The sequence below is a fragment of the Segatella copri genome (genome assembly GCF_026015295.1).
In the GTDB taxonomy this organism is placed as follows: Bacteria; Bacteroidota; Bacteroidia; order Bacteroidales; family Bacteroidaceae; genus Prevotella; species Prevotella copri_C.
Window position 1 is genome coordinate 3,621,976 of the sequence record NZ_JAPDUW010000001.1, and the last position, 20,506, is coordinate 3,642,481.

Here is a 20,506-nt window from a genome sequence, read left to right on the forward strand (position 1 = left end):
AATTAGCCTACTCTATAAGCTTTTCGGCAACTGCTTTATTCCTTAGTGCAATAATGTGGAGCGAGAGATTTCAAGACATAAAATACTAGGAACCTTATTCCAATCATAAAATTTTAGAAGTTGGTATCCTATCCCTGCAAATCCCATAAACAAACCTACTTGACTATTTCGGTTGTCATCTCCACAAATAACATCTTGCCCCTTACTTATCTCTGTTGCTATTGAATTAACCCATTTCAAGGCTTTTGTATCATTTCGCATGGACAACAAGTGTAGTATTTCTAAATTTCCCATAGAACCATGGCAAACAGAAAGATTGTAGCCAATTCTTTTTTCAACCTGCTTGATTGCAACATTTAGTTCTTTCATCATTATCTTGTCGGAAAAACCTTCTGACGCTAAGATTAGTCTTGATAATGCTATTCCTGTTGCACCGTGACACCAACTTCCGCTATCTTCTTCATATGAAGTGTTGCGTCCATCAATCCATCCTTGGATTTTATCTGAGTAAAAAGAGCGGTCATGAAGTAGGGAATGTTTAAATGCTTCCAAATATCGAATTTCACCAAATTGCTTATATAGCAAAAACATTGCAGTTGCCATAGAAGAACTACCATGAGCAAAACCTCCTAAATTCAATTCTTTCTCACCAACAATCTTATTGCCATCAGTGTATGTCCAATACATTTTTCCGTTTATATTTTTGGCAAGTTGCAACAACCTTTCACCACTCGCTTTCAAAATAATCAATTTATCGGTTTCCTTCATTAATTTGCATTGAGTCGTAAAAAGGATTACGCCAGCTAATCCTGACATATAATCAAATTGAGTTGTAATTGGTATCAATTCCTTCACCTCTTTGACTATTGACTGATATATAGAAGTATTGTATAATTTAGGAAACGTTTCCATAATATATAATAATCCCATAATACCGGACAATGGGGATATGGCAATTTCGTTCTTCTTTACACCAATATGAGCAACATCTCTATTTTCACACAATTGCCTAAAAATTCCAAGAGCAATTTTTTCATGTTGCTGCTCATGACTATATGTGAACAACGTTAGATAAAACAGACATACTCCCAAAAGTCCATCATATAAAGAGTCATTCATCAAACATACTTGAAATTTTCCATCATAGACATTTCTTGTTCTACATACAAATCCTATTTCATTATCGATTTGTATCATTCGTTTACGAATCTCTTTCTCTATTCGTTCAATTGCTTGCCATAGAACATTTCTATCTATAGAATCTTTCCCAACAGGTAAAATGCGCTTTTTATTTGTATCGGAGACTCCTATAACATCTAAAAAGAAATTTACAGACTCATCTATCATGCACAATTGTTCTTCCTGCACTTTTGAGGAAAGTGCAGATAACTTTTCAGCTATGATAGTAGCTCCTTTGGACTCAACAGGAATCCAATCATCTACAACGATGTCATTCGGCAAAGTATATAGAGAATTCTTGTTTAAATACATGAAATAGTAGGGTATATCTCCCTTTTCTATCTGACTTGCAACAGAGTGTATAAGAGGAATACTTAACAAACCATAAGATTCTTTTCTTATAATAGGCTCTATAAGTTCCTCTATATTCTTGCCTCCGTGCAGATATGGGGGAGTTACCATCTCGGTTAAAATGTAAGAATATATAACCGTTGGATGCAATAAAACCCTTGAACGCATAAAGTTGAAATCATAAGAGTAGATATAGCTTAATAAGTCAAGTTTATGAGCTCTCATGAAGTTACATGCATCAGTAAACCCTTTTTCTAAATCTTGAAGAGTTTCTGCCGTGATAGGATAAGATTTTCCTTCTTTTTTAGGCAAATGAAAATTAGAATCATCAAATTCAAATAACACTGATGAGATTTGCGACCTATCATTTGCTCCATTAAACATCCAATCTGGCAAGATACCTGTTTCAAGGACAGAAGACTGTAAGTACGCACTGATTTTAGTGCTATCCAAATGTTTAAACTTCTTTGATACAACTGATTCGCAGTCAATTATATATGGGCAATTTCCAATTACTATCAAGTTATCTGGAATTATATCTTGTGCACCTAACAGATATAATAAAGCCTGTATTTTTCCAAAATTATAATAGTACTCATTGATAGAATCACTATTCTTCATGTCACAAGGTTTCACTTGAAAATGCCAAGAATAGTTTTCTCTGTCTATGAATGCAGGTATTCCAAATTGTATAGACAATCCCATCTTATCAAGGGCTGATATTATGCTCATGATGAACTTTTCATTAGCAGCTCCTCTTGGCTTGTAATATAATTTAGTACCATTGAGAAACAATACTGACGAGACACAATTACCTGCATGCAAATCCCCTTCAAAAAGACTAATTTCATCAATCTTTGATTCTTTCATTGCAAAACTTTCTATATCTGCTTTTAAGGCAAAAAGAAGCCTGTCAATATGAAGCATGATATTGACTGTATAACTCTCAAGTATAGAAAGTAACTTTGGGTATTTTTCAAAGAAATATATTATCCACTCATCATTGGAAGATAATTTGTCACGAAAGAATTGACTTTGCTCTTCTTCGGTATAACCTTTCAAGAAGTTATTTTCTTTTGCTAAATTATATTCAAATGGATATACAAACTTCAAATAATTATTGTAAGCATAAGACACGACTTGATACGAAAGTTGCCCAACAATGTCATTCATTTGCACAAATGGATATTTATCTATGATTTTGGCTATTGCATCATAGATATAATTGTAATAAGGAAACATAAAGAATCCCTTTCGCTCTTGCATATCTTTGCAAGTTGATTTTTGTGAATACTTTAATATTTCAAATTTTAAATCCATAGCAAATTACTTTTAATGTACTACAATTTGTCTTCGTCCCAAAAGGTTACTTTCAAGACTTAGACATGAATTCTTGTGCAAATATACTATAAAAACTAATACGTTAACCAACTTATCATTACTATTTAATAAAGTTTAAACAAAATGTCTGTATTCTTGTCGAAAATGCATCATTATTATTATGTTTTCGCCGTACATTAGCGTGACATGTTATGCTTTTTGCGATTATGGTAACAAAATTACGCTTGCGGTGGTCTCTATTTTGCAAAGTTATAATTTCGTCTTATAATCTTAGACTCATGCAGCAAATGATTTGCAATACTATCTTTGTACAATGCTAATTTATACATCTCATAACTATGACGAACAGAATCCTCATAAGCAGTAACACGATTTCTTACGTCGTTTATAACATTTTCATCTCGTTGCACATTGAAATGTTTCTCAATGTAGCGAATGTTCGGGTCATCAGCAGGAAGTACCATCTTCAATGCCCTATACTTCAAGTCTGCCTCCTCCCAATCTTGGTGCTCTCGCCATTGGGTGAGATTGCCCCAAATGGAAATGACAAGAGATAAGACCAAGCCACCAATAAAAAGAAGAACATTCTTTGAGGTTGGCTCGAAGCGATGGGTTACAACCTTCTTTTGAGGTGATTTGTTCAACACTTCAAGTTTGTCCTGCAATACCTTCGAGAAAACATCATTCTCTTGTCTCATCTGCTTGACTGCATCAACCAAGAACTTGCTTCGCTGCTCATTTTTGCCAAGTTCAACCTTAATAAGGTCTGCAAAAACGACAATGGCATCTCTTAATTTGGATATTTTACCTCTGACTTCCTCTTCCTTGGTAAACATCGCATTGATTGACTTATCCAACTTGGTTATGTCATTACTTGCAGGAACGGTTTCCGCTCCTGCGTTCTTTGTGGAGACAGAAAGTTCATCAACTTTCTGCTCCAATCTCTCAACTGTGCCGTAGATGGCTTCCAATAGTTCTTCTTTCATGTTCGATTCTAATTTTAAGTTTGTAACTTGCATCAAAGGCTGAAGCCCTTTCTGCGTTTTCTCTTTTTCTTCTTGGCGGATTCATCCTCTGGGAATGGCTCATAAGTTTGGGCATTAGACGGAGCGAACAAGCCGATGGAAGAAATACCACTCCAAGGGTCTTGGGTATGTTCTGCCGTTGGTTGAGTCTGTTCTACTTGGTGACAACTTGGTTGTCCTCCCTGCATAGATTCGACTCTTGGCGATACACGATTATACTCTGTGCCAAGTCTTGCATCCAACTTGACAAAGCTGTATTCTCGGCTAATCTGCGTACCCTTGAAGCTATATCCATCCTTGCAGAAACGGATGCCTTGAACCTTGGTTTGCTCCTTGTCCTTATAGACAAACTCCAAGAGAACACCTCGCTTTGCAAGCTCATTCTTGAACTTCTGCCAGCTACCTGCGGTTTTCAAGACATCCTTGACAACATTGTGAATCTCGTATTTGGCACGCTCAGCATTGCGTAACTTGCGAGTGCTAGTCTTGCTCTTGTCAGTTCCGTAGGTCAACCCATACTTGGATTTAAAAGCCTTGGTCACTTGCTCATTACGCCTGTAATCATTCCTGTCTGATATGAGCTTGCCCTCGTTATTGATGCGGTTATACACGATATGACAATGTGGATTGTCGGTGTTGTGATGCCTTACGATGATGAATTGAGTATCTTTTATCCCCATCATCTGCATGTATTCAAGGGCTATCTTAGCCATGAATTCATCCGTCAAACGTGGCTTGTCCTCGGGCTTGAAGCTCAAAGCTATGTGCCCCACAGTCTTCTTAATCCTTGGATTTAGCTGTCTTTGCAGCTCAAAACTTTGTACGATCTCGGCATTCGTGCCGAGTAACACTCCATCGGATGCAAGGATTTTCGCCTCGTCCTTGCCTGTCACGTAGCGGACGCAACCACCAAAGGATGCACCTTTCTTTAGCTTGCCTATCATGGTGTATCCTCCCTTCTGTTCATTCCGCTTGGATTAGGTTTGGAATTTCCTTGCCGATACTCGACAAGGACGGTTTTCAATCTCTTTAACAAGTCCACCACATACACATGGGTTTCCTGGAAACCTCTCTGATGCGACAGCTTGGTAAGTTGGTTGAGGTTGTTCGCCATGCCAATGAGGTTCTTGGCGATGGCTACCGTCTCTGCATTGTGTCCGCTGACCACCACGCCGTTCAAGGCGGACTCACGGATGTACTCCGCCAACTTGCGGTTGGCTTTTCTCGCCCTCAGTCTCAAAGCCTCGTAGCTTGGCTTAGAGAACTTCACCGTGACAGACTTCGACAGCTTGCGAACCCTGCCCGTAGGCGGTCTTCCACCCTTTTTACTGTTCTGTTTCTGTATGCTTGTCATTCGATATACTGTTTACAGTTGGTACACCCACTTTCTGCGACCATCGGGAGCAAAGTTCCTCCGCCCTCATGGTGGAGCGAGGCGTTTTGGGGTTCCCAAAACATAACCTCGCTACCTCTCAGAACACGTTAGTTGGAACTACAGCCTTTCGGCTATCCATGTCCAAGGTCGCAGACCTTAATTCTCACAATTTGCGCCAAGCCTCGAAGTCCTCTTCATAAAGGCTTAGGTGGTGGCGCACGATGTTCTCGATGATGCCCGATACGCTCATGCGCCTTCCTCCGAGGATGCGGACGACACGATCAAGACGGTCTCGTACATCGGAACTGACGAAGACTGGCTTGCGGTCGTCAATCCTTGGAACTTGGAGGAAGGTCTGCTGATACTCCTCTAATGTCGCCTTGCGCTGCTTGCCGCTGATGCGCTTCTGCGGATTCGGTGGCGATTGAGCCTCGTTCGTTGATGTTTCCTCTCTATAGGGAGTTGTTGCAGCAACTTTCTCTACAATTGCTCTCAACTCTGGGTTCTCTACATCATCATAGAGAGAATTATAACTACTTGGATTGGCTTTGTTGCCATACGTAGATGGTTTAACAAAATCCAAATACTCTTTTTCCATCAGCTCCTTTTGCTCAGGAGCCAAGACTGCATCTTTTGTTCTTGCCATAGCTTATGCTGTTTTATTTGTTAGTATAGTGGTCACGGTTTGCACCATTGACCGATTGTCGGGTGCAAAGTAAGTTTACTGAGTGCAGCCATGCAACTGATTGGGTGTAACATGGCAATTTAGTTGTGGCTTGCTTATTTGCATACCGAGATAGTTGTGAGAACTTCAACGTATTTCTCAACTCATCATTGTTCATGCATTCGTTGCAGCCGTGCAAGTTTTTCTTGTTGTTTTTGGCGTTGAAGTCGGCAAACCCCGGCAACATACTGCCACAGAAATTGAAAACGCTTGTTTTTAGATTGCCGTGCCTTATCTTTGCACTCACAAACGTGGAGCACAGCATATGCGTGGAGCTTTGCGACATATAACATAGTATTAACTTAGAAAAAAGAAAAGTATGGGATTCATCGTATTCGAGGAAGAGGCATTCAACTATCTTGATGCCCAGTTGGAGAACTTCGTGAAGCGCATGGACAGAATCCGTGAGCGCAGTGAGGACAAGACCATGAACAAGTGGCTCGACACGCAGGACGTGTGTCAGACGCTCAACATCTGCCCACGGACAGTGCAGACGCTTCGGGACAACGGAACTTTGGCTTATACGCAAATCAGCCACAAGACCTACTACAAGCCGGAGGACGTGATGGCTATCGTAGCAGTAGTGGAGGACAGGAAAAAGGACATGCGCTTTCGCAAGCGCACAGGTTAGGCTGTCAATATACAACAGCCACTTTATCCAATGCAGCAAGTAAACCGAGTAACGTAAGTATCAACAATAAAACGAGACAACTATGAGCAATGAAGTAATGACAAGAAACAGCGAGTGGATGAACCACATCGTGAACCACCTCAACCGAATGGTTGACAATTTTGAACGTGCCGTGATGAACTACCGCCCCATGCTTGGCGGTGAGCGCTTCATGACGGACAAGGAGCTTTGTGCCAGGCTGCAACTGAGCCGAAGAACCCTGCAGGACTACCGAAACAACGGTGTCATCCCGTATATCCAGCTTGGCGGAAAGATACTCTACCGCGAGTCCGACATTCAGAAGATTCTGATGGCTAACTATCGTGAGGCGTACAGAATGAAGGGCTTGTAGGAGAAATACATGTCCTTGATGAGTGGGGTGAAATGAACAAGGCGACAACGTATAACTTACCGAGCGTGGTTGTTATAGGTTGTCGCCTCGTTTTATTGGCTATACCGAGTTGTTCGTGTTTGCCGGGTATCATTTGTGTTACCTGTATAAATCTAATACCATGCTAAAACACACTGCGGTGGTTCGCCCAAGTGGCTGGAGGCGCAAAGCCTCCAAGGAACGTTGCTTTATGGCAGGTCTATGCCATTGCATTCTCTGTAAAGATACAGACCAGTTTAGTGCGGCTTGTCTGTCTGCCGATGACGGACTGCATGATGAACTCCCGAAAGGCTCGGCTCTCAATGCTGTCAATACGGAAGGCTACCGCAATGACGAGTTCAAGGCTATACACATCATAGCTGATGCGGTCGTTCTTCCTGACATGACGGCGTACACCCTGCTCTTTCAGAATGCCGTCCTTGAATACAGCCTTGACAGCCTTGCGCACATAACAGCCGAATATATTATACATGTCGGCAATCTCCTGCATGGTCATCCATACAGTATCGGTCGGCATGGATACCGTTCCGCTCTCGCTGATAGTTATAACTCCTCTGTTCATTTTCCAATAGTTTTTTCGTTCGATAATCTGTTCCTTTCTCGCTTGGCAATAAGCTTATCCATGTCATTTGAAATCTTCTGCTCCGTCACCTGCGCATAGACCTGTGTGCTTGTAATGTCTGCGTGTCCCATCATCTTGGCTATGCTGCCGATGGGAATGTCCTCGTTGAGCATCAAGACTCCGAATGTATGGCGGCTGGCGTGGAATCCCAACTTATTACTTATGCCAAGCACCATTCCAAGGGTATGCACATCAAGATAGATGTCTTTCTTCTCACCCAGTGGAAAAACAGGCTTGCTGTCGTCCGTGGTATTGTAGAGCGAAAGAATCTTCTCGGCTATCGGATGGAGCGGCACGAAGAACTCCACGCCTGTCTTCTCTCTTTCCTTGCGGATGAACTTCCTACACTCGGAGTTCTCACTGATATGGTGAGGGTACAGTTTCTTTACATCTATATAGGATAAGGAGGTGAGCGAGGCAAAAATGAAACATCTGCGTGCAAGCTCCGTTCGCTCGTCAGCCATCGGGGTAGAGAGCATCTTGATGAAGTCTGCCTTGCTGATATGGGTCATCTTCGGGGCTGCCTTCTTCTCATACCCTATCTTGGCTATGGGATTGAAGCGGATAATGCTCCTGTCCACTGCCTTGTACATCAACATGTTCAGCCAGAGAAGGCAATGGTTCACGTAGCTGTCGATACGTCCCTGGTCTCGTTTCAGGAATAGCTTGTATTCCTCCCCGAAATTCTCGTCTATGTCCTCAAAGGCGATGTCGTCCTTATCCAACGAATGGACAAAGGCTCTCAGGTTCTTCTGCCATGTCCGCTTGTGCAGAAAGGTTTGTCTGGCTTTTGAGGTTCGATACCATTCCACGATGGTATCACCAAAGTTCAGCAAGAACCTTCCTGTCGTGTCCTTGTCCTTCAACACAGCCTTCAGCATTTCCACGGTGATGATGCCGTTGGTGGTAAGAAGTGAGTTGTATTTATCCTTGACCTCAGCAAGGAAACTTGCCAATCGTCCGTTGTCCCTTGCGTTCCGTACCTCTCCCTTCTTGGCGTTCCACTCCTGTGGGGTACAGGATATGCCTGTGGAAATGGCTGCACTTTTGCCGTCAACGGTGATGCGGCAAAGTATGTTGGCTGTTCCGTCTGCCTTCACCTTCTGTCTGTTGATGTAAGGCAAAATTGAAAATGTACTTCTGCTCATAGTTGTTGTCCTTATAATATAATAATGTAGTTGAAACTGTAAAAAGAAAAGTTGAAAGCCTTGTTCATAATGCGAGAATAAAGTCCTTCTCGGTTGCAGCGATGAACTTGTCCATGTCCTCAAACAGCTTCTTTTGGGTTACTCTCGCATACCGCTGCGTCATCTTCACATCCTTGTGACCGAGCATCTTGCAGATGGTCTCCATCGGCACACCAGCCTCCAGCGTAATGAGGCTGGCGAACGAGTGTCGTCCCGAATGGTAGGAATAGGTCTTGCTCGTTTCCGCCAACTTGCAGATGGTGATGAGATCAATACGAACACGATTCGTGCTCAGCAATGGGAAAAGGGTATCTCTTGCCCCGTCCTCGTATTTCGCCATCAGCTCCAACGCCTCGGGCAGGAGTTTCACCCTGGCAAGTGTTCCGGTCTTCTTGCGGTTATAGATGAGCCATTTGTCACCATCCTCCAACACCTTGACATTGGCTTTCGTGATGGAAACGGTGTCTATGAAGGCTGTTCCTGCATAGCAGGCGAAAAGAAACAGGTCACGGCTAACGGATAGTCTCGGCTTGTCTTCGGGCAGTTCCACATCACGGATTTTTATGAAATCAGACATGCTGAGAGCCTTGGGTGTCGTAACCCTTGGAGTGCCAACCCGATAATGGGCGAACAGCAGGTTCTTGCACAAGCCTCGCTCAAAGGCAATGCGGCACATCTTCTTGAAGAGCGACACATAGATGGTGATGGTTCCTGATGAAAAGCCTTTCTCGTCAAGCAAGTAATGGTGAAAGTCACTGATGAAAGGCTCGGTCAGCTGTCCGAAAGCCAAATCAGTCAACCTATACTTCTCCCCGATGAACTCAGCGAGATTCTTGCGAATCTTTCTGTAAGTCCAGACACTGCTCTTCGACATATCGATGCCCTCATGGGTGCTGAGTTCACTGATATGCTCGTCCACGAAGGAGAGAAGGGTGGTCTGTGTCTTGACGCTGCCCTGCAAAGCCTCCTTGACATCCTTAGCCTCGAAGTCCGTTCTCTTTTCCACAAGCACATCGAAAGCCTTTTGGATGGAAAGCAACAACTGCTCGATGTCCTTGTTGGTTTCCACGGCTTCCTTGCTCTTGCCCTCCAATCGGCTGGCACGAGGATTCCAAAGCGATGGAGTGCAAGACAACTTGCAGGAGAACTGCGCCATAGTCCTGTTCACCGTGATGCGTCCCATGATGGGAGCTTTTCCATTCTTGTCCATTCCGCTCTTTTTTAGGTAGAGCAACACCTTGAATTTTTCGATTTTCATAACGCTTACATTTTGAGTGTGCAAATATAATCATTTTGTAAGCGTTCATTGATACGCAAAACATTGAGAATCAGCGCAATGAAATCCGTTGATGCACAAAGTTGCCTTTCCGCATTGTTACCTGCTTTGCATAGGTAACTGTGGCTCACGATTTAGTAACTGAACTACTTCAATATTCCTCACTCGCTTGCTTTATGCCGATTTGGCAACTTTGTGCAAATCTACTCATTCCCAACTGTTTACGTTCCAACCTCTCTTATTCTCCTTTGGCTGCTTTAGAGCTTTATGTTAAAAAAACTAACTCATAGCTTTCTCCTCTAAAACTCACCGTTTCTTGGGGCTGAAGTCTGCGTTTTCTATTTGGGAACTCATTGACAGGATGGAAATCCTTGTATTTCTTTATGATTTCATGCTAAAAAAATAACACGGACAAATTGAATTTGTCCGGACAAATTGTCCGGTGGTTTGTAATGCGTTGATTATTGGGCGGTTATGAGCGTCCGGACAGGCAATCCGGACAAATTCAATTTGTCCGTGTTTTATTTTTCTTGTTGAGTACTGATAGCAGTGCAGGCTATCAGCCTATGCTGGCAAGCAAGAGGGTGGAATATGTCGGAAAGGCAGTAAAGGTACAGATGTAAGTGTTACATAAAATAAAGTATTTGATAATTATGAAAAAGTAGAATTCTGCTTTTTTGCTTACCTTTGCATCCACAAATAACAATTTAATCAACTAATAATTAATTTAAATCATAAAATGACTAGATACAGAATGATTTTATCCCTGCTTTTGGCTGGCATGGGAACTGCAGCAACTGCACAGAACATCAACTTGCCTATCATCCAGACCAAGTACACCGCCGATCCTGCACCTTATGTGCACAACGATACGGTTTATCTCTATACCACCCACGATGAGGATGGGGCTGAAGGGTTCCTGATGAAAGACTGGCTGCTCTATACCTCAACGGATATGGTAAACTGGCAAGACCGCGGTGCCGTGGCTTCATTGAAAGACTTCAAGTGGTTCAAGGGCGAGAATGGTGCCTGGGCAGAACAGGTCATCGAGCGCAATGGCAAATGGTATATGTATTGCCCTATCCACGGTCATGGCATCGGAGTGCTGGTAGCAGATAATCCATACGGACCGTTTAAGGATCCTATCGGAAAGCCTCTGGCATGGGAGGGCGACTGGTTCGACATCGACCCTACTGTATGGGTAGATGATGATAACCAGGCTTACATGTATTGGGGCAACCCGGAGTTGAAGGCAGTGAAACTGAACGAGGACATGATTTCTTATTCTGATTCCATCATGCACTTCCCGAAGATTCAGGATTATCAGGAAGGTCCTTGGTTCTGGAAGCGCAATGGCAATTATTATCTGGCTTATGCTTCTACCTGCTGTCCTGAGGGCATCGGTTATGCGATGAGCAAGAATCCGCTCGGACCGTGGGAATATAAGGGACATATCATGAACCATACGCCTCGTACTCGTGGCAATCATCCGGGCATCATCGACTATAAGGGCAAGAGCTATTGCTTCGGCTTGAATTATGATATCTTCCGTTTGAAGACGGGGCGTCATGCCGAGCAGCGTTCTGTTTCTGCGGCCGAAATGACTTACAATCCTGACGGAACCATCCAGGAGTTGCCATACTTCCAGGACTGCAAGTTGGAGCAGATAGAATGGTTCAACCCTTATCGCCAGGTTGAGGCTGAGACGATGGCTTGGGGCTATGGATTGAAGACGCAGCCTAAGAACGAATGGGCACAGAAGGACAGATGGAACCAGGTGGTTACGAATATTGATGAGGGAAAGTATATCCTCGTGAAGGGTGTTGACTTTAGGAAGGGTGCAAGTAAGTTTGAGGTTTCTGCCTCCTGCCACATGTTTGGCGGCAGCATTGAAATCCGTCTTGATGGGGTAAACGGCCAGTGCATCGGCAAGGTGGATATCAAGAACACCAAGGATGAATACAAAACCTTCTCAACCCAGGTGAAGAAGGTAAAGGGTGTTCATGATCTCTACTTCGTCTTTAAGGGAGGCGACATCCAGAAGCAGAACCTCTTCTTCCTGGATTGGTGGAAGTTTGGGGAGTAAACAAAAAGATGACATCGCCATATGCGGTGTCATCTTTTCTGTATTATGAAATAGACACTCTTGGATAATCATTAGACTATGAAACCAATCATAAAGCATTTGTTACATGAAATAAAGTTATGATTCGAAAAAATCGCTATTTTTGCAGCGTTTTAACTGTGTAAATCAGAAAAGCCGGTGAAACTGTCGGCATTATAACAATTATAAACTTTTATATTTCAACCTAAAAACAAATGAAAAAGAGATTTTTGGCGATATTGGCGGCTGTGTTGCTACCGTCATGTCTGTTCGCCCAGTTTGGAGTGGTTTCGCCGCTTCATGTGAATGGCAATCAGTTGAATGATGCCTATGGCAACAAAGTGGTTTTGCATGGTGTGATGGATACACCGAGTCCTTACTTCAACAAATATCGTTGGGGGTATAGCTGTACCGACAATAACATCTCGGCATGCATAAGCTATTATGACAAGATTTTTGGAGCACTCCAGAATCCTGCCAAAGGTACCTATTGTAATATCTTCCGTCTTCATCTCGAACCAGGCTGGACCAATGATCCCAACAAGAAGTCAACGGGTTCTGATACTGGAGAGGCTAATATATCGCGTTTCAGTGCTACCCGTTTGCAGAAGTATCTTGATGCCCTTTATCTGCCTATTGCGCAGAAGGCCATCAATCATGGCTTGTATGTGGTGATTCGTCCTCCAGGCGTATGTCCTAAGGATTTGAAGGTAGGAGATGCTTATCAGAATTATCTTAAAACGGTGTGGAACATTGTTTCCAGCAACAGTTGGGTGAAGAATAATTCAGGCATCGTATCCCTGGAACTTGCCAACGAGCCTGTTCATATATATAATAGGTATGGTCAGAGTTCTGCCACAGCCATGCGAGATTATTTCCAACCAGTGGTTGATGTGATTCGTAAGAATGGCTTCAAGGGTATTATCTGGATTCCTGGCACGGGCTACCAGAGCCAGTATGAGAATTATGCCTCTTATCCTGTTTCCGACAGCAACTTCGGCTATGCCGTGCATGTATATCCGGGATGGTATGGGGCAAGTGATACCAACTATGATTCCAACGCTTTCATCTATAATTTCCAGAAGCAGGTGCCTGTTGTAAAAAATAAACCGATTCTTGTTTCTGAGATAGACTGGAGCCCGGAGAAACCAGGTGCCGGTAAGTATAATGAGTTTGGACAGTGGGTGGCCAGCAACCTGGGTTCATGGGGAACTGCTACTACCAGCAAATGGGGTAATGCCTGGAAGAAGGTGATGGATCATTTCGGAAACATCAGCATGACGCTGACCAGTACTGATGATTATCTTGATATCGACAACTTCCTGAAAACTGGTCAAATCAAGGCAGGCTTGGAGGCTAACCCTGAGGCATGCGGTCTGACCTGTTTCTACTGGTATTATGAGTATTCTAAGAAAGACTATGCTCATAAGTCTGCTGGTACGTCTTCTTCTAACCAGAATACTCAGCCTTCTACTTCTGCCAATACCCAGGGCGAGAACATCATCAAGTCGTGGGGCAATGGCAGCGGATTCGTTCCTTCGGGATGGACGGTGGCAGATAATGGCACTCAGGTTTATGCCGGCAATAAATCGAGCGGTCCACGCATCATGAATTTCTCTGGTGATTTCAAGAATGCTTTCTATGTGAGAACTGTTTCTGCCGATAAGGCTGGCTATATAGAATATGGTAATACAAATGGTTATACCCTGCCTCTGGTATATGGCGAGTATGAGCTGAGCTGCAATGTGGCAGCCTGGAAGGGTGCTCCATATATGAAGGTGGAGGTGTTCGACCCTCAGAATGCTGTTCTTGCTTCTACCATCGTCAAGGCAAATGGCAATGCGAATGGCAAGGCGGGTGCTTATCTCTCGGGTACCAACAAGGTATTTCTCTCGTTCTATTCCATGATTAAGGGCAATTACCGTGTACGTTTCACCCCTGTGGCAGATGCCAAGGGCACAGGTGGTGCCTGGGTTGAGGCTCTGGTAGGCAATGTGGCTCTTTACTTCAAGGGAAATCCGCTGGCACTGAATGCCGTGGGACAGGTTCCTGCCGGATGGAAGATTGTTGATGCCGGAGAGCAGAAGGCTGCTGGTGCTGCTGGCATTGGTCCACGCATCTTCAAGTTTGCCGGTGGTGATTTTTCTACGGGTCTTTACATCCGTCAGAGCGATGCCGGCAAGGCAGGCTACGCTGAGTTTGGTTCTACTTGGGGCTATGGCTTCTCGTTGAAGCAGGGCAGCTATGTATTCTCTTATAATGCCGTGGCGTGGTCGGGGTCTCCTTATCTGAAGTGTGAGGTTCTCGACGAGAGCAACAACGTGCTGGGTTCTCAGATTATCCAGTGTACCAAGAATGTGAACAAGAACACCGGTGCAAATACTTATGGCAGCAATAGTGGTCAGGTACGATTCACCGCTTCCCGCACGGGTTACTATCACTTCCGCTTCACTCCTGTAGCAAACAGCTGGGGTGGCAGTGGTTCATGGCTTGAGGTAGTGGTAGGTCATCTGAAGATTTCCATGACCAGTGCTTTCCGTTCAAGAAGCATCGATGGCGGTTGGAACGATGGCACTACGGGCATCGGGCAGGTCGAGAGTGCTGAGAATATCAGCGGTCAGGAGACCAGACAGAACTCTGGCTGGTACACGCTTCAGGGTCAGCGAGTAGAACACCCAACCAAGGGTATCTATATCCATAATGGCAAGAAGGTGGTTTTGAGATAAAATATGTGAGATAGATTGTTAAATGTGAAAGATGGCCTCGCAAAACGTGAGGTCATCTTTTTATTTTTTTGTCTTTTTCTTTATTATGTGTTATCATGCAAATATTTTGGAACATCTGCCAAACAGTATTTTTGAGTTTTGTAGTAATTTTGCAGTATATACAATAATAAGATATTTATTTTTAGATTTATGCTTTTATAAAAAGAAAACAGTTCATATTGATGAACTGCAAGACTGTTGTGAAACAGGTTTAATTGTTTTCGGAAGTGGTGCATAGTGATATGCGCCATTTTTTGTGCTATAACATGTTTCTTTTTTTTAGTTTATCATAAAATACAGAAAATGTGTTAGTTACGGTGTGCTGTAACAAGAGATGAAACAATTGGAACATCAAGAAAACACGTTCTCATGACAGTTTTCTACCTTTGCAGCCGTGTTCTTTAACCAAGAAGTAATAACACCTAGAAACAAACTTAATTAAAATGATACAACATGATTGAACAAGTGTTTACATTTAAACGGACAGCAGCTCTATGCCTCGTGGGAGCCTTCTGCAGCTTGAACGCACAAGCCCAGAAGATTACCGTGAAGGGTAGTATTGTTGACGGCACAGGAGAGCCACTGATTGGTGCTACTGTGAAAGTGAAGGGTGATGCCACTTCGGGTGTCATCTCCGACATGGATGGTAACTTTCAGATTGCAGTACCTTCTGAAAATTCATCCCTTGTCATTACCTATATCGGTATGGAATCTAAAACGATTAAAGTAGGTAAGAAAAGACAGTTTAAAATTACCTTGACTGATGACAATACATTGGGCGAGGTAGTAGTGGTTGGTTATGGCCAGCAGAAGAAAGCCTCTGTTGTCGGCTCTATTGCACAGACAGATGCGAAAACCTTGAATCGTCATGCCGGAGTTTCTTCTTTGGGTCAAGCTCTGACAGGTAATCTTCCAGGTGTCGTTACTTTCTCTTCTACGGGTATGCCAGGTGAGGAAGATCCTAAGATCGTAATCCGTACCCAGACTTCTATCAACGGTTCCAATGACCCTCTCGTCCTCGTGGATGGTGTGGAGCGTGCCATGAACACCGTTGACCTTTCTTCAGTAGAGAGCATTTCCGTATTGAAGGATGCTTCTGCCACTGCCGTTTATGGTGTGAAGGGTGGTAATGGTGTCATCCTCATTACTACCAAGCGTGGTAAGGAAGGTAAGGCTGCCGTACACGTGAAGGCGAATGCTACCATGAAGGTGGTTTCCAAGTTGCCTGAGAAATATGATTCTTACGATACTTTCCGTCTTCTGAATAGAGTGGTAGAGCGCGAGCTGAACATCAGCGACGAAAAATCCTGGGGTTCTTACAAGCCAATGGCTATTATTGACAAGTATCGTAACCCTGCTAATGCTGAGGAATGGGACCGCTATCCTAACGTGGATTGGCAGAAGGAACTGTTCAACAACACAGCCATGTCTTACAATGCCAGCGTGGATGTTTCGGGAGGTACCAAACTCGTGAAATATTTTGCAGCTATTGACTTCTCTCATGAAGGTGACCTGTTCAAGGACTTCACCAGCGGTCGTGGCTATAAGTCTGGTTTCGGCTATAACCGTGTTAACATGCGTGCCAACCTGGACTTCAATCTGACCAAGACTACTCTGTTCTCTACCAACCTTTTCGGTAGTAACGGTGTCCGCCATTTCCCTTGGGACAAGGCGAGTGATTCCAGTGCTTATTGGGCTTCTGTCTATCATGCAGCTCCAGATGCCATGCGTCCTATTTATTCTGACGGAACTTATGGATACTATGGTCCACGTAAGGCCGACTGTCCTAACTCTGTGATGAGCCTTGCCCGAAGCGGTGTGGAGAACCGTACCAATACACAGATTACCACCGACTTTATTCTTACCCAGAAACTCGATTTCCTGACCAAGGGTCTGAAGTTTGTTGCCAAGGTTTCTCTTGACAATACAATGGTAGAGGAGAAGCGTGGTATCAGCGACCAGTATATGGATCCGCAGCTGAAGTGGATTAACCCTGATGATGGCTCAGTTTCCTATGACCAGAGCGTGGATTACCATGAGTCTGTGGCATGGACCATCAATGGCGGTAAGGTAAAAACGGATGCAACTTATCGCCGTCTCTATTATCTGGCTCAGCTCGACTGGAACCGCAAGTTCGGCAATCATGAAGTGGGTGCAATGGGTGTATTCAACCGCAACGAATATGCCAACGGTTCTTCTTTCAAGCATTATCGTGAAGACTGGGTGTTCCGTGCCACATACAACTATGCGATGCGCTACATGCTCGAGTTGAACGGATGCTACAACGGTTCTGAGAAGTTTGGTCCCGACTATCGCTTCAAGTTCTTCCCATCAGCTTCTCTCGGTTGGACTATCACCGAGGAGCCATTCATGAAGAACATCAGGAAATATGTAGATATGTTTAAGGTGCGTGCATCCTGGGGTCGCATCGGTGATGATTCTACCGGAGGTTCTTATCTCTATACCGACCAGTATTCTTATGGTGGTAAGACCTATCTGGGTGGTGATGCCACTTATGATTCACCTTATACTATATATCGCCTTACCCGTATCGGAAACCCTAACGTGCGTTGGGAGACATCAGAGAAGCGCAACCTGGGTTTCGACTTCGGATTCCTGGGCGGACTGATTACCGGTTCGCTGGATGTATTTAGCGACAAGCGTACCGATGTGCTCTTAACCGACCGTTCCATCCCTTCTTACTATGGTATGAACTACACGGTTGCCAATGTGGGTTCGGTGGATGCCAAGGGTTACGAGTTGAGCCTGAAGGTGAACAAGGCATGGAACAAGAATCTGCGTACATGGGCAAACTTCAATATGACCCATGCTACCAACGAGATTAAGTTTGCCGATGATCCAAAGCTTCAGGCAAGTTATCTGAACAAGGCGGGTTATGCCATCGGTCAGAACCATAGTTACATTGATCATGGTTTTATCCGCAACTGGGATGATCTCTATGCCGTACCTACCTGGGGTAGCCATGATTCAGAGAAATATACGGGTGATGCCATTATTTCAGACTTCAATGGTGACGGTCAGATTACAAAAGATGACATGGCGCCTTATCAGTATACCTCTATTCCTGAGAATACCTTCAGTACTACATTGGGAGCAGAGTGGAAGGGCTTGAGCGTAACGGTACAGTTCTATGGTGTAACCAATGTTACCCGCGAGGTGAACTTCCCAACCTTTGAGCGTGAAACCCACATTGCCTTTAAGGAGGGTTCTTACTTCACGCCATCCAATCCGGGTGGAGAGTTGTCTTTGCCACGCTGGACCACAGTGGCAGACGAGGGAAATGCCGGTACCCGTTACTTCTATGACGGTGCTTTCCTGCGCTTGAAGAATGCCGAGATAGCTTATACCTTCAGGGGTGCTTGGGTGAAGCGAATGCACTTGAATTCACTCCGTGTATATCTGAATGGTGACAACCTGCTGCTCTGGACCAATATGCCTGATGACCGTGAGAATAACTTCAGCGGCAACTCGGCAAATGGTGCTTATCCAACCGTACGCAGATTTAACTTAGGTTTCGACCTGACATTTTAAATGAATCGTAAATATGAAAAAGTTTTATAAAATATATACATTGCTGTTTGCGGCAGCCCTGTCTCTCTCTTCAGTATCATGTACTGATTACCTTGACAAGGCACCGGGCAGTGATATTGCCCCAACGGAGCCATATAAGAATTATACCAACTTTCAGGGTTTCTTGGAGCAGTGCTACAACGACATCCCTGGTCTCGCATCTACATCCTGGTATCATGGCTGCTGGAACTATGGCGAGGATGAATACTGGCAGCCATCAGAGACCCGTATGCTCACTAATGCCATCGACCAGGGAAACTATTGGGCATGGGACGAGGTGCAGTATTCTCCATTCCATTCGGGTATCGACCTGGACGGCAATCATGATGTGAACCGCGATTTCAAGGGGCGCCTCTGGGGTATGTGCTGGCAGGGAATCTATGCCACCAACCTGGGCTTGGAAAATCTGGGCAACCTGGTAGATGCTACCCAGGAAGAGAAGAACCTGATTGCAGGTCAGCTCTATTTCTTCCGTGCATTCTTCCACTTCCAGATTATGCAGTATTGGGGCGGTATTCCATACATCGACTTCCTGATTCCATCTGTTGCCGTGTTCAACTATCCACGCCTCACCTATCAGGCATGTGCCGACAAGGCAGCCGAAGACTTCAAGAAGGCTGTTGAGCTGCTGCCTGTAGATTGGGATAAAACAACCGTGGGTAAGCAGAACGTGGGCAAGAACAAGTTCCGTCCTAACAAGATAGCAGCTCTCTGCTTCCTGGGCAAGAACTACTTGTGGGCAGGTTCGCCGCTGATGAATGAAGTAAGCAAGGAGAATCCTGACTTCAAGAATGTTAACGGATATAATAAGGAGTATTGCCAGAAGGCTGCTGAGGCATTCGGCGAGGCTTTGAAGATCAACAAGGAAACAGGACTTTACCAGCTGTCTTCTTATGAAAATTACATGAATATCTTCTATACCTATGATCAGGGTCAAAAGATTCCTGGTGAGAAAGAGGCTATCTTCTACGAGAATTCAAGTAACAACAACTGGATCTGGAATCAGGTGACAGACTACCGTCCTACCTGCCTTATTCAGGCTGGTATCAAGGTTTATCCTACTGCCAACTATGTGGATTACTTCGGTATGGCAAACGGTAAGCCTATCAAGGACATCACGAAGAAGGATCCCGACAGCGGCTATGATCCGGAATATCCGTTCAAGAACCGTGACCCTCGCTTCTACGACCTCTTCATCTATGATGGTGTGAAGTGTGTGAAGAGTGCAGGAAAAGATGCAGATGTGCAGTATGCTTCTCTTTATACGGGGGGAAAGTATCGTACGGCAACATCTGCCAAGGACTGCTTTACGGGATATTGCCTGAAGAAGTTCTGTGATCCATACCGTAATGATTTTGATGATAGTGGTGCACGTGCTAAGTTTATGCGCGTACTCTTGAGCATGATTCGTCTGGCAGATGTTTATCTGATGTATTCCGAGTCGGTGGCTCAGGGTTATGGCTACAAGGCATCAAGCCAGGCATTCAATCTGAGTGCCGTGGATGCCGTGAACATCGTCCGCAACCGTGCGCATGTGGATAATATTGCTGATGAGTATCTTACCAATCTGGATGGCTTTATGAGCGAGCTTCGCCGTGAGCGTGCCGTAGAGTTGGCTTTCGAGGGACACCGTTTCACTGACCTTCGCCGCTGGCTCCTGATAGACAAGGCTCCTTACACCCAGAAGATGGCTGTTTACTTCGACCGTGCAGCCGACCAGAAGGATGTTGACCGCTACGACGATCCAAAGAAAAATCACGTGCTCAACCTGAAGGAGGAGCCATTGATTACCCGTAAGTTTACTTCAAAGCATTACTGGTTCCCATTCCTGAGAAAGGATGTCAAGATGTATCCTGAGTTCTCTCAGAACCCTGGTTGGGAATAATTAAACAATTCGAGAATTTA

General features: G+C 44.4%; 14 protein-coding genes. 6 read left to right on the forward strand and 8 right to left on the reverse strand.

The genetic code is table 11. From position 1 onward, the window contains the following. Positions 1 to 42 precede the first annotated feature (42 nt). From ONT18_RS15125 to ONT18_RS15145, 5 genes are all read right to left on the reverse strand, one after another. On the reverse strand, positions 43 to 2,850 hold the full coding sequence (locus ONT18_RS15125; protein WP_264906521.1) for a type 2 lanthipeptide synthetase LanM family protein: 2,808 nt from the start codon (positions 2,848 to 2,850) through the stop codon (positions 43 to 45). 257 nt (positions 2,851 to 3,107) lie between these two features. Next, positions 3,108 to 3,857 (reverse strand): hypothetical protein, encoded by a 750-nt coding sequence (locus ONT18_RS15130; protein WP_264906523.1) that lies wholly within the window; start codon positions 3,855 to 3,857, stop codon positions 3,108 to 3,110. 32 nt (positions 3,858 to 3,889) lie between these two features. Continuing rightward, positions 3,890 to 4,840 (reverse strand): relaxase/mobilization nuclease domain-containing protein, encoded by a 951-nt coding sequence (locus ONT18_RS15135; RefSeq protein WP_264906525.1) that lies wholly within the window; start codon positions 4,838 to 4,840, stop codon positions 3,890 to 3,892. Beyond that, positions 4,837 to 5,250 carry a MobC family plasmid mobilization relaxosome protein gene (locus ONT18_RS15140; protein WP_264906527.1) on the reverse strand — a complete coding sequence of 138 codons (414 nt, stop codon included), beginning with the start codon at positions 5,248 to 5,250 and terminating at the stop codon, positions 4,837 to 4,839. The genes ONT18_RS15135 and ONT18_RS15140 overlap by 4 nt, the downstream gene beginning before the upstream one ends. A 184-nt stretch (positions 5,251 to 5,434) precedes the next feature. After that, complete coding sequence (locus tag ONT18_RS15145) at positions 5,435 to 5,917, reverse strand: DUF3408 domain-containing protein (RefSeq protein ID WP_264906529.1); 483 nt, start codon at positions 5,915 to 5,917, stop codon at positions 5,435 to 5,437. Between the two features lie 397 nt (positions 5,918 to 6,314). Here ONT18_RS15145 and ONT18_RS15150 point away from each other — a divergent pair, with 397 nt between their 5' ends. Both ONT18_RS15150 and ONT18_RS15155 read left to right on the forward strand, forming a co-directional pair. Beyond that, positions 6,315 to 6,626 carry a helix-turn-helix domain-containing protein gene (locus tag ONT18_RS15150; protein WP_008628599.1) on the forward strand — a complete coding sequence of 104 codons (312 nt, stop codon included), beginning with the start codon at positions 6,315 to 6,317 and terminating at the stop codon, positions 6,624 to 6,626. An 82-nt stretch (positions 6,627 to 6,708) separates the two neighbouring features. Then, positions 6,709 to 7,017 (forward strand): helix-turn-helix domain-containing protein, encoded by a 309-nt coding sequence (locus ONT18_RS15155; protein ID WP_008145366.1) that lies wholly within the window; start codon positions 6,709 to 6,711, stop codon positions 7,015 to 7,017. 238 nt (positions 7,018 to 7,255) lie between these two features. Here ONT18_RS15155 and ONT18_RS15160 read toward each other — a convergent pair whose 3' ends face one another. From ONT18_RS15160 to ONT18_RS15170, 3 genes are all read right to left on the reverse strand, one after another. Then, on the reverse strand, positions 7,256 to 7,618 hold the full coding sequence (locus ONT18_RS15160) for a hypothetical protein (protein ID WP_264903560.1): 363 nt from the start codon (positions 7,616 to 7,618) through the stop codon (positions 7,256 to 7,258). After that, the gene (locus ONT18_RS15165) at positions 7,615 to 8,826 is read right to left on the reverse strand and encodes a site-specific integrase (RefSeq protein ID WP_264906531.1); all 1,212 of its coding nucleotides are present in this window, start codon (positions 8,824 to 8,826) and stop codon (positions 7,615 to 7,617) included. The genes ONT18_RS15160 and ONT18_RS15165 overlap by 4 nt, the downstream gene beginning before the upstream one ends. A 64-nt stretch (positions 8,827 to 8,890) precedes the next feature. After that, positions 8,891 to 10,123 (reverse strand): site-specific integrase, encoded by a 1,233-nt coding sequence (locus tag ONT18_RS15170; RefSeq protein WP_153083897.1) that lies wholly within the window; start codon positions 10,121 to 10,123, stop codon positions 8,891 to 8,893. A gap of 757 nt (positions 10,124 to 10,880) precedes the next feature. Between ONT18_RS15170 and ONT18_RS15175 the strand changes: the two genes are divergently transcribed. The 4 genes from ONT18_RS15175 to ONT18_RS15190 all read left to right on the forward strand — a co-directional run bounded on the left by ONT18_RS15175 (position 10,881) and on the right by ONT18_RS15190 (position 20,486). Further along, on the forward strand, positions 10,881 to 12,227 hold the full coding sequence (locus tag ONT18_RS15175) for a glycoside hydrolase family 43 protein (RefSeq protein WP_264906533.1): 1,347 nt from the start codon (positions 10,881 to 10,883) through the stop codon (positions 12,225 to 12,227). 233 nt (positions 12,228 to 12,460) lie between these two features. Continuing rightward, the gene (locus ONT18_RS15180; RefSeq protein WP_264906534.1) at positions 12,461 to 14,971 is read left to right on the forward strand and encodes a glycoside hydrolase family 5 protein; all 2,511 of its coding nucleotides are present in this window, start codon (positions 12,461 to 12,463) and stop codon (positions 14,969 to 14,971) included. A gap of 492 nt (positions 14,972 to 15,463) precedes the next feature. Next, complete coding sequence (locus ONT18_RS15185; RefSeq protein ID WP_264906537.1) at positions 15,464 to 18,562, forward strand: SusC/RagA family TonB-linked outer membrane protein; 3,099 nt, start codon at positions 15,464 to 15,466, stop codon at positions 18,560 to 18,562. 13 nt (positions 18,563 to 18,575) lie between these two features. Further along, positions 18,576 to 20,486, forward strand: a complete 1,911-nt coding sequence (locus ONT18_RS15190) for a RagB/SusD family nutrient uptake outer membrane protein (protein WP_264906539.1) — start codon at positions 18,576 to 18,578, stop codon at positions 20,484 to 20,486. The last annotated feature ends 20 nt before the right edge of the window (positions 20,487 to 20,506 follow it).

Bases quoted from the DNA above. Each gene is read 5' to 3' on its own strand.
- ONT18_RS15165 (WP_264906531.1), bottom strand. From the start codon at position 8,826: ATGAGCAGAAGTACATTTTCAATTTTGCCTTACATCAACAGACAGAAG.
- ONT18_RS15180 (WP_264906534.1), top strand. From the start codon at position 12,461: ATGAAAAAGAGATTTTTGGCGATATTGGCGGCTGTGTTGCTACCGTCA.
- ONT18_RS15145 (WP_264906529.1), bottom strand. From the start codon at position 5,917: ATGGCAAGAACAAAAGATGCAGTCTTGGCTCCTGAGCAAAAGGAGCTG.
- ONT18_RS15175 (WP_264906533.1), top strand. From the start codon at position 10,881: ATGACTAGATACAGAATGATTTTATCCCTGCTTTTGGCTGGCATGGGA.
- ONT18_RS15160 (WP_264903560.1), bottom strand. From the start codon at position 7,618: ATGAACAGAGGAGTTATAACTATCAGCGAGAGCGGAACGGTATCCATG.
- ONT18_RS15125 (WP_264906521.1), bottom strand. From the start codon at position 2,850: ATGGATTTAAAATTTGAAATATTAAAGTATTCACAAAAATCAACTTGC.
- ONT18_RS15150 (WP_008628599.1), top strand. From the start codon at position 6,315: ATGGGATTCATCGTATTCGAGGAAGAGGCATTCAACTATCTTGATGCC.
- ONT18_RS15130 (WP_264906523.1), bottom strand. From the start codon at position 3,857: ATGAAAGAAGAACTATTGGAAGCCATCTACGGCACAGTTGAGAGATTG.
- ONT18_RS15190 (WP_264906539.1), top strand. From the start codon at position 18,576: ATGAAAAAGTTTTATAAAATATATACATTGCTGTTTGCGGCAGCCCTG.
- ONT18_RS15135 (WP_264906525.1), bottom strand. From the start codon at position 4,840: ATGATAGGCAAGCTAAAGAAAGGTGCATCCTTTGGTGGTTGCGTCCGC.
- ONT18_RS15140 (WP_264906527.1), bottom strand. From the start codon at position 5,250: ATGACAAGCATACAGAAACAGAACAGTAAAAAGGGTGGAAGACCGCCT.
- ONT18_RS15185 (WP_264906537.1), top strand. From the start codon at position 15,464: ATGATTGAACAAGTGTTTACATTTAAACGGACAGCAGCTCTATGCCTC.
- ONT18_RS15155 (WP_008145366.1), top strand. From the start codon at position 6,709: ATGAGCAATGAAGTAATGACAAGAAACAGCGAGTGGATGAACCACATC.
- ONT18_RS15170 (WP_153083897.1), bottom strand. From the start codon at position 10,123: ATGAAAATCGAAAAATTCAAGGTGTTGCTCTACCTAAAAAAGAGCGGA.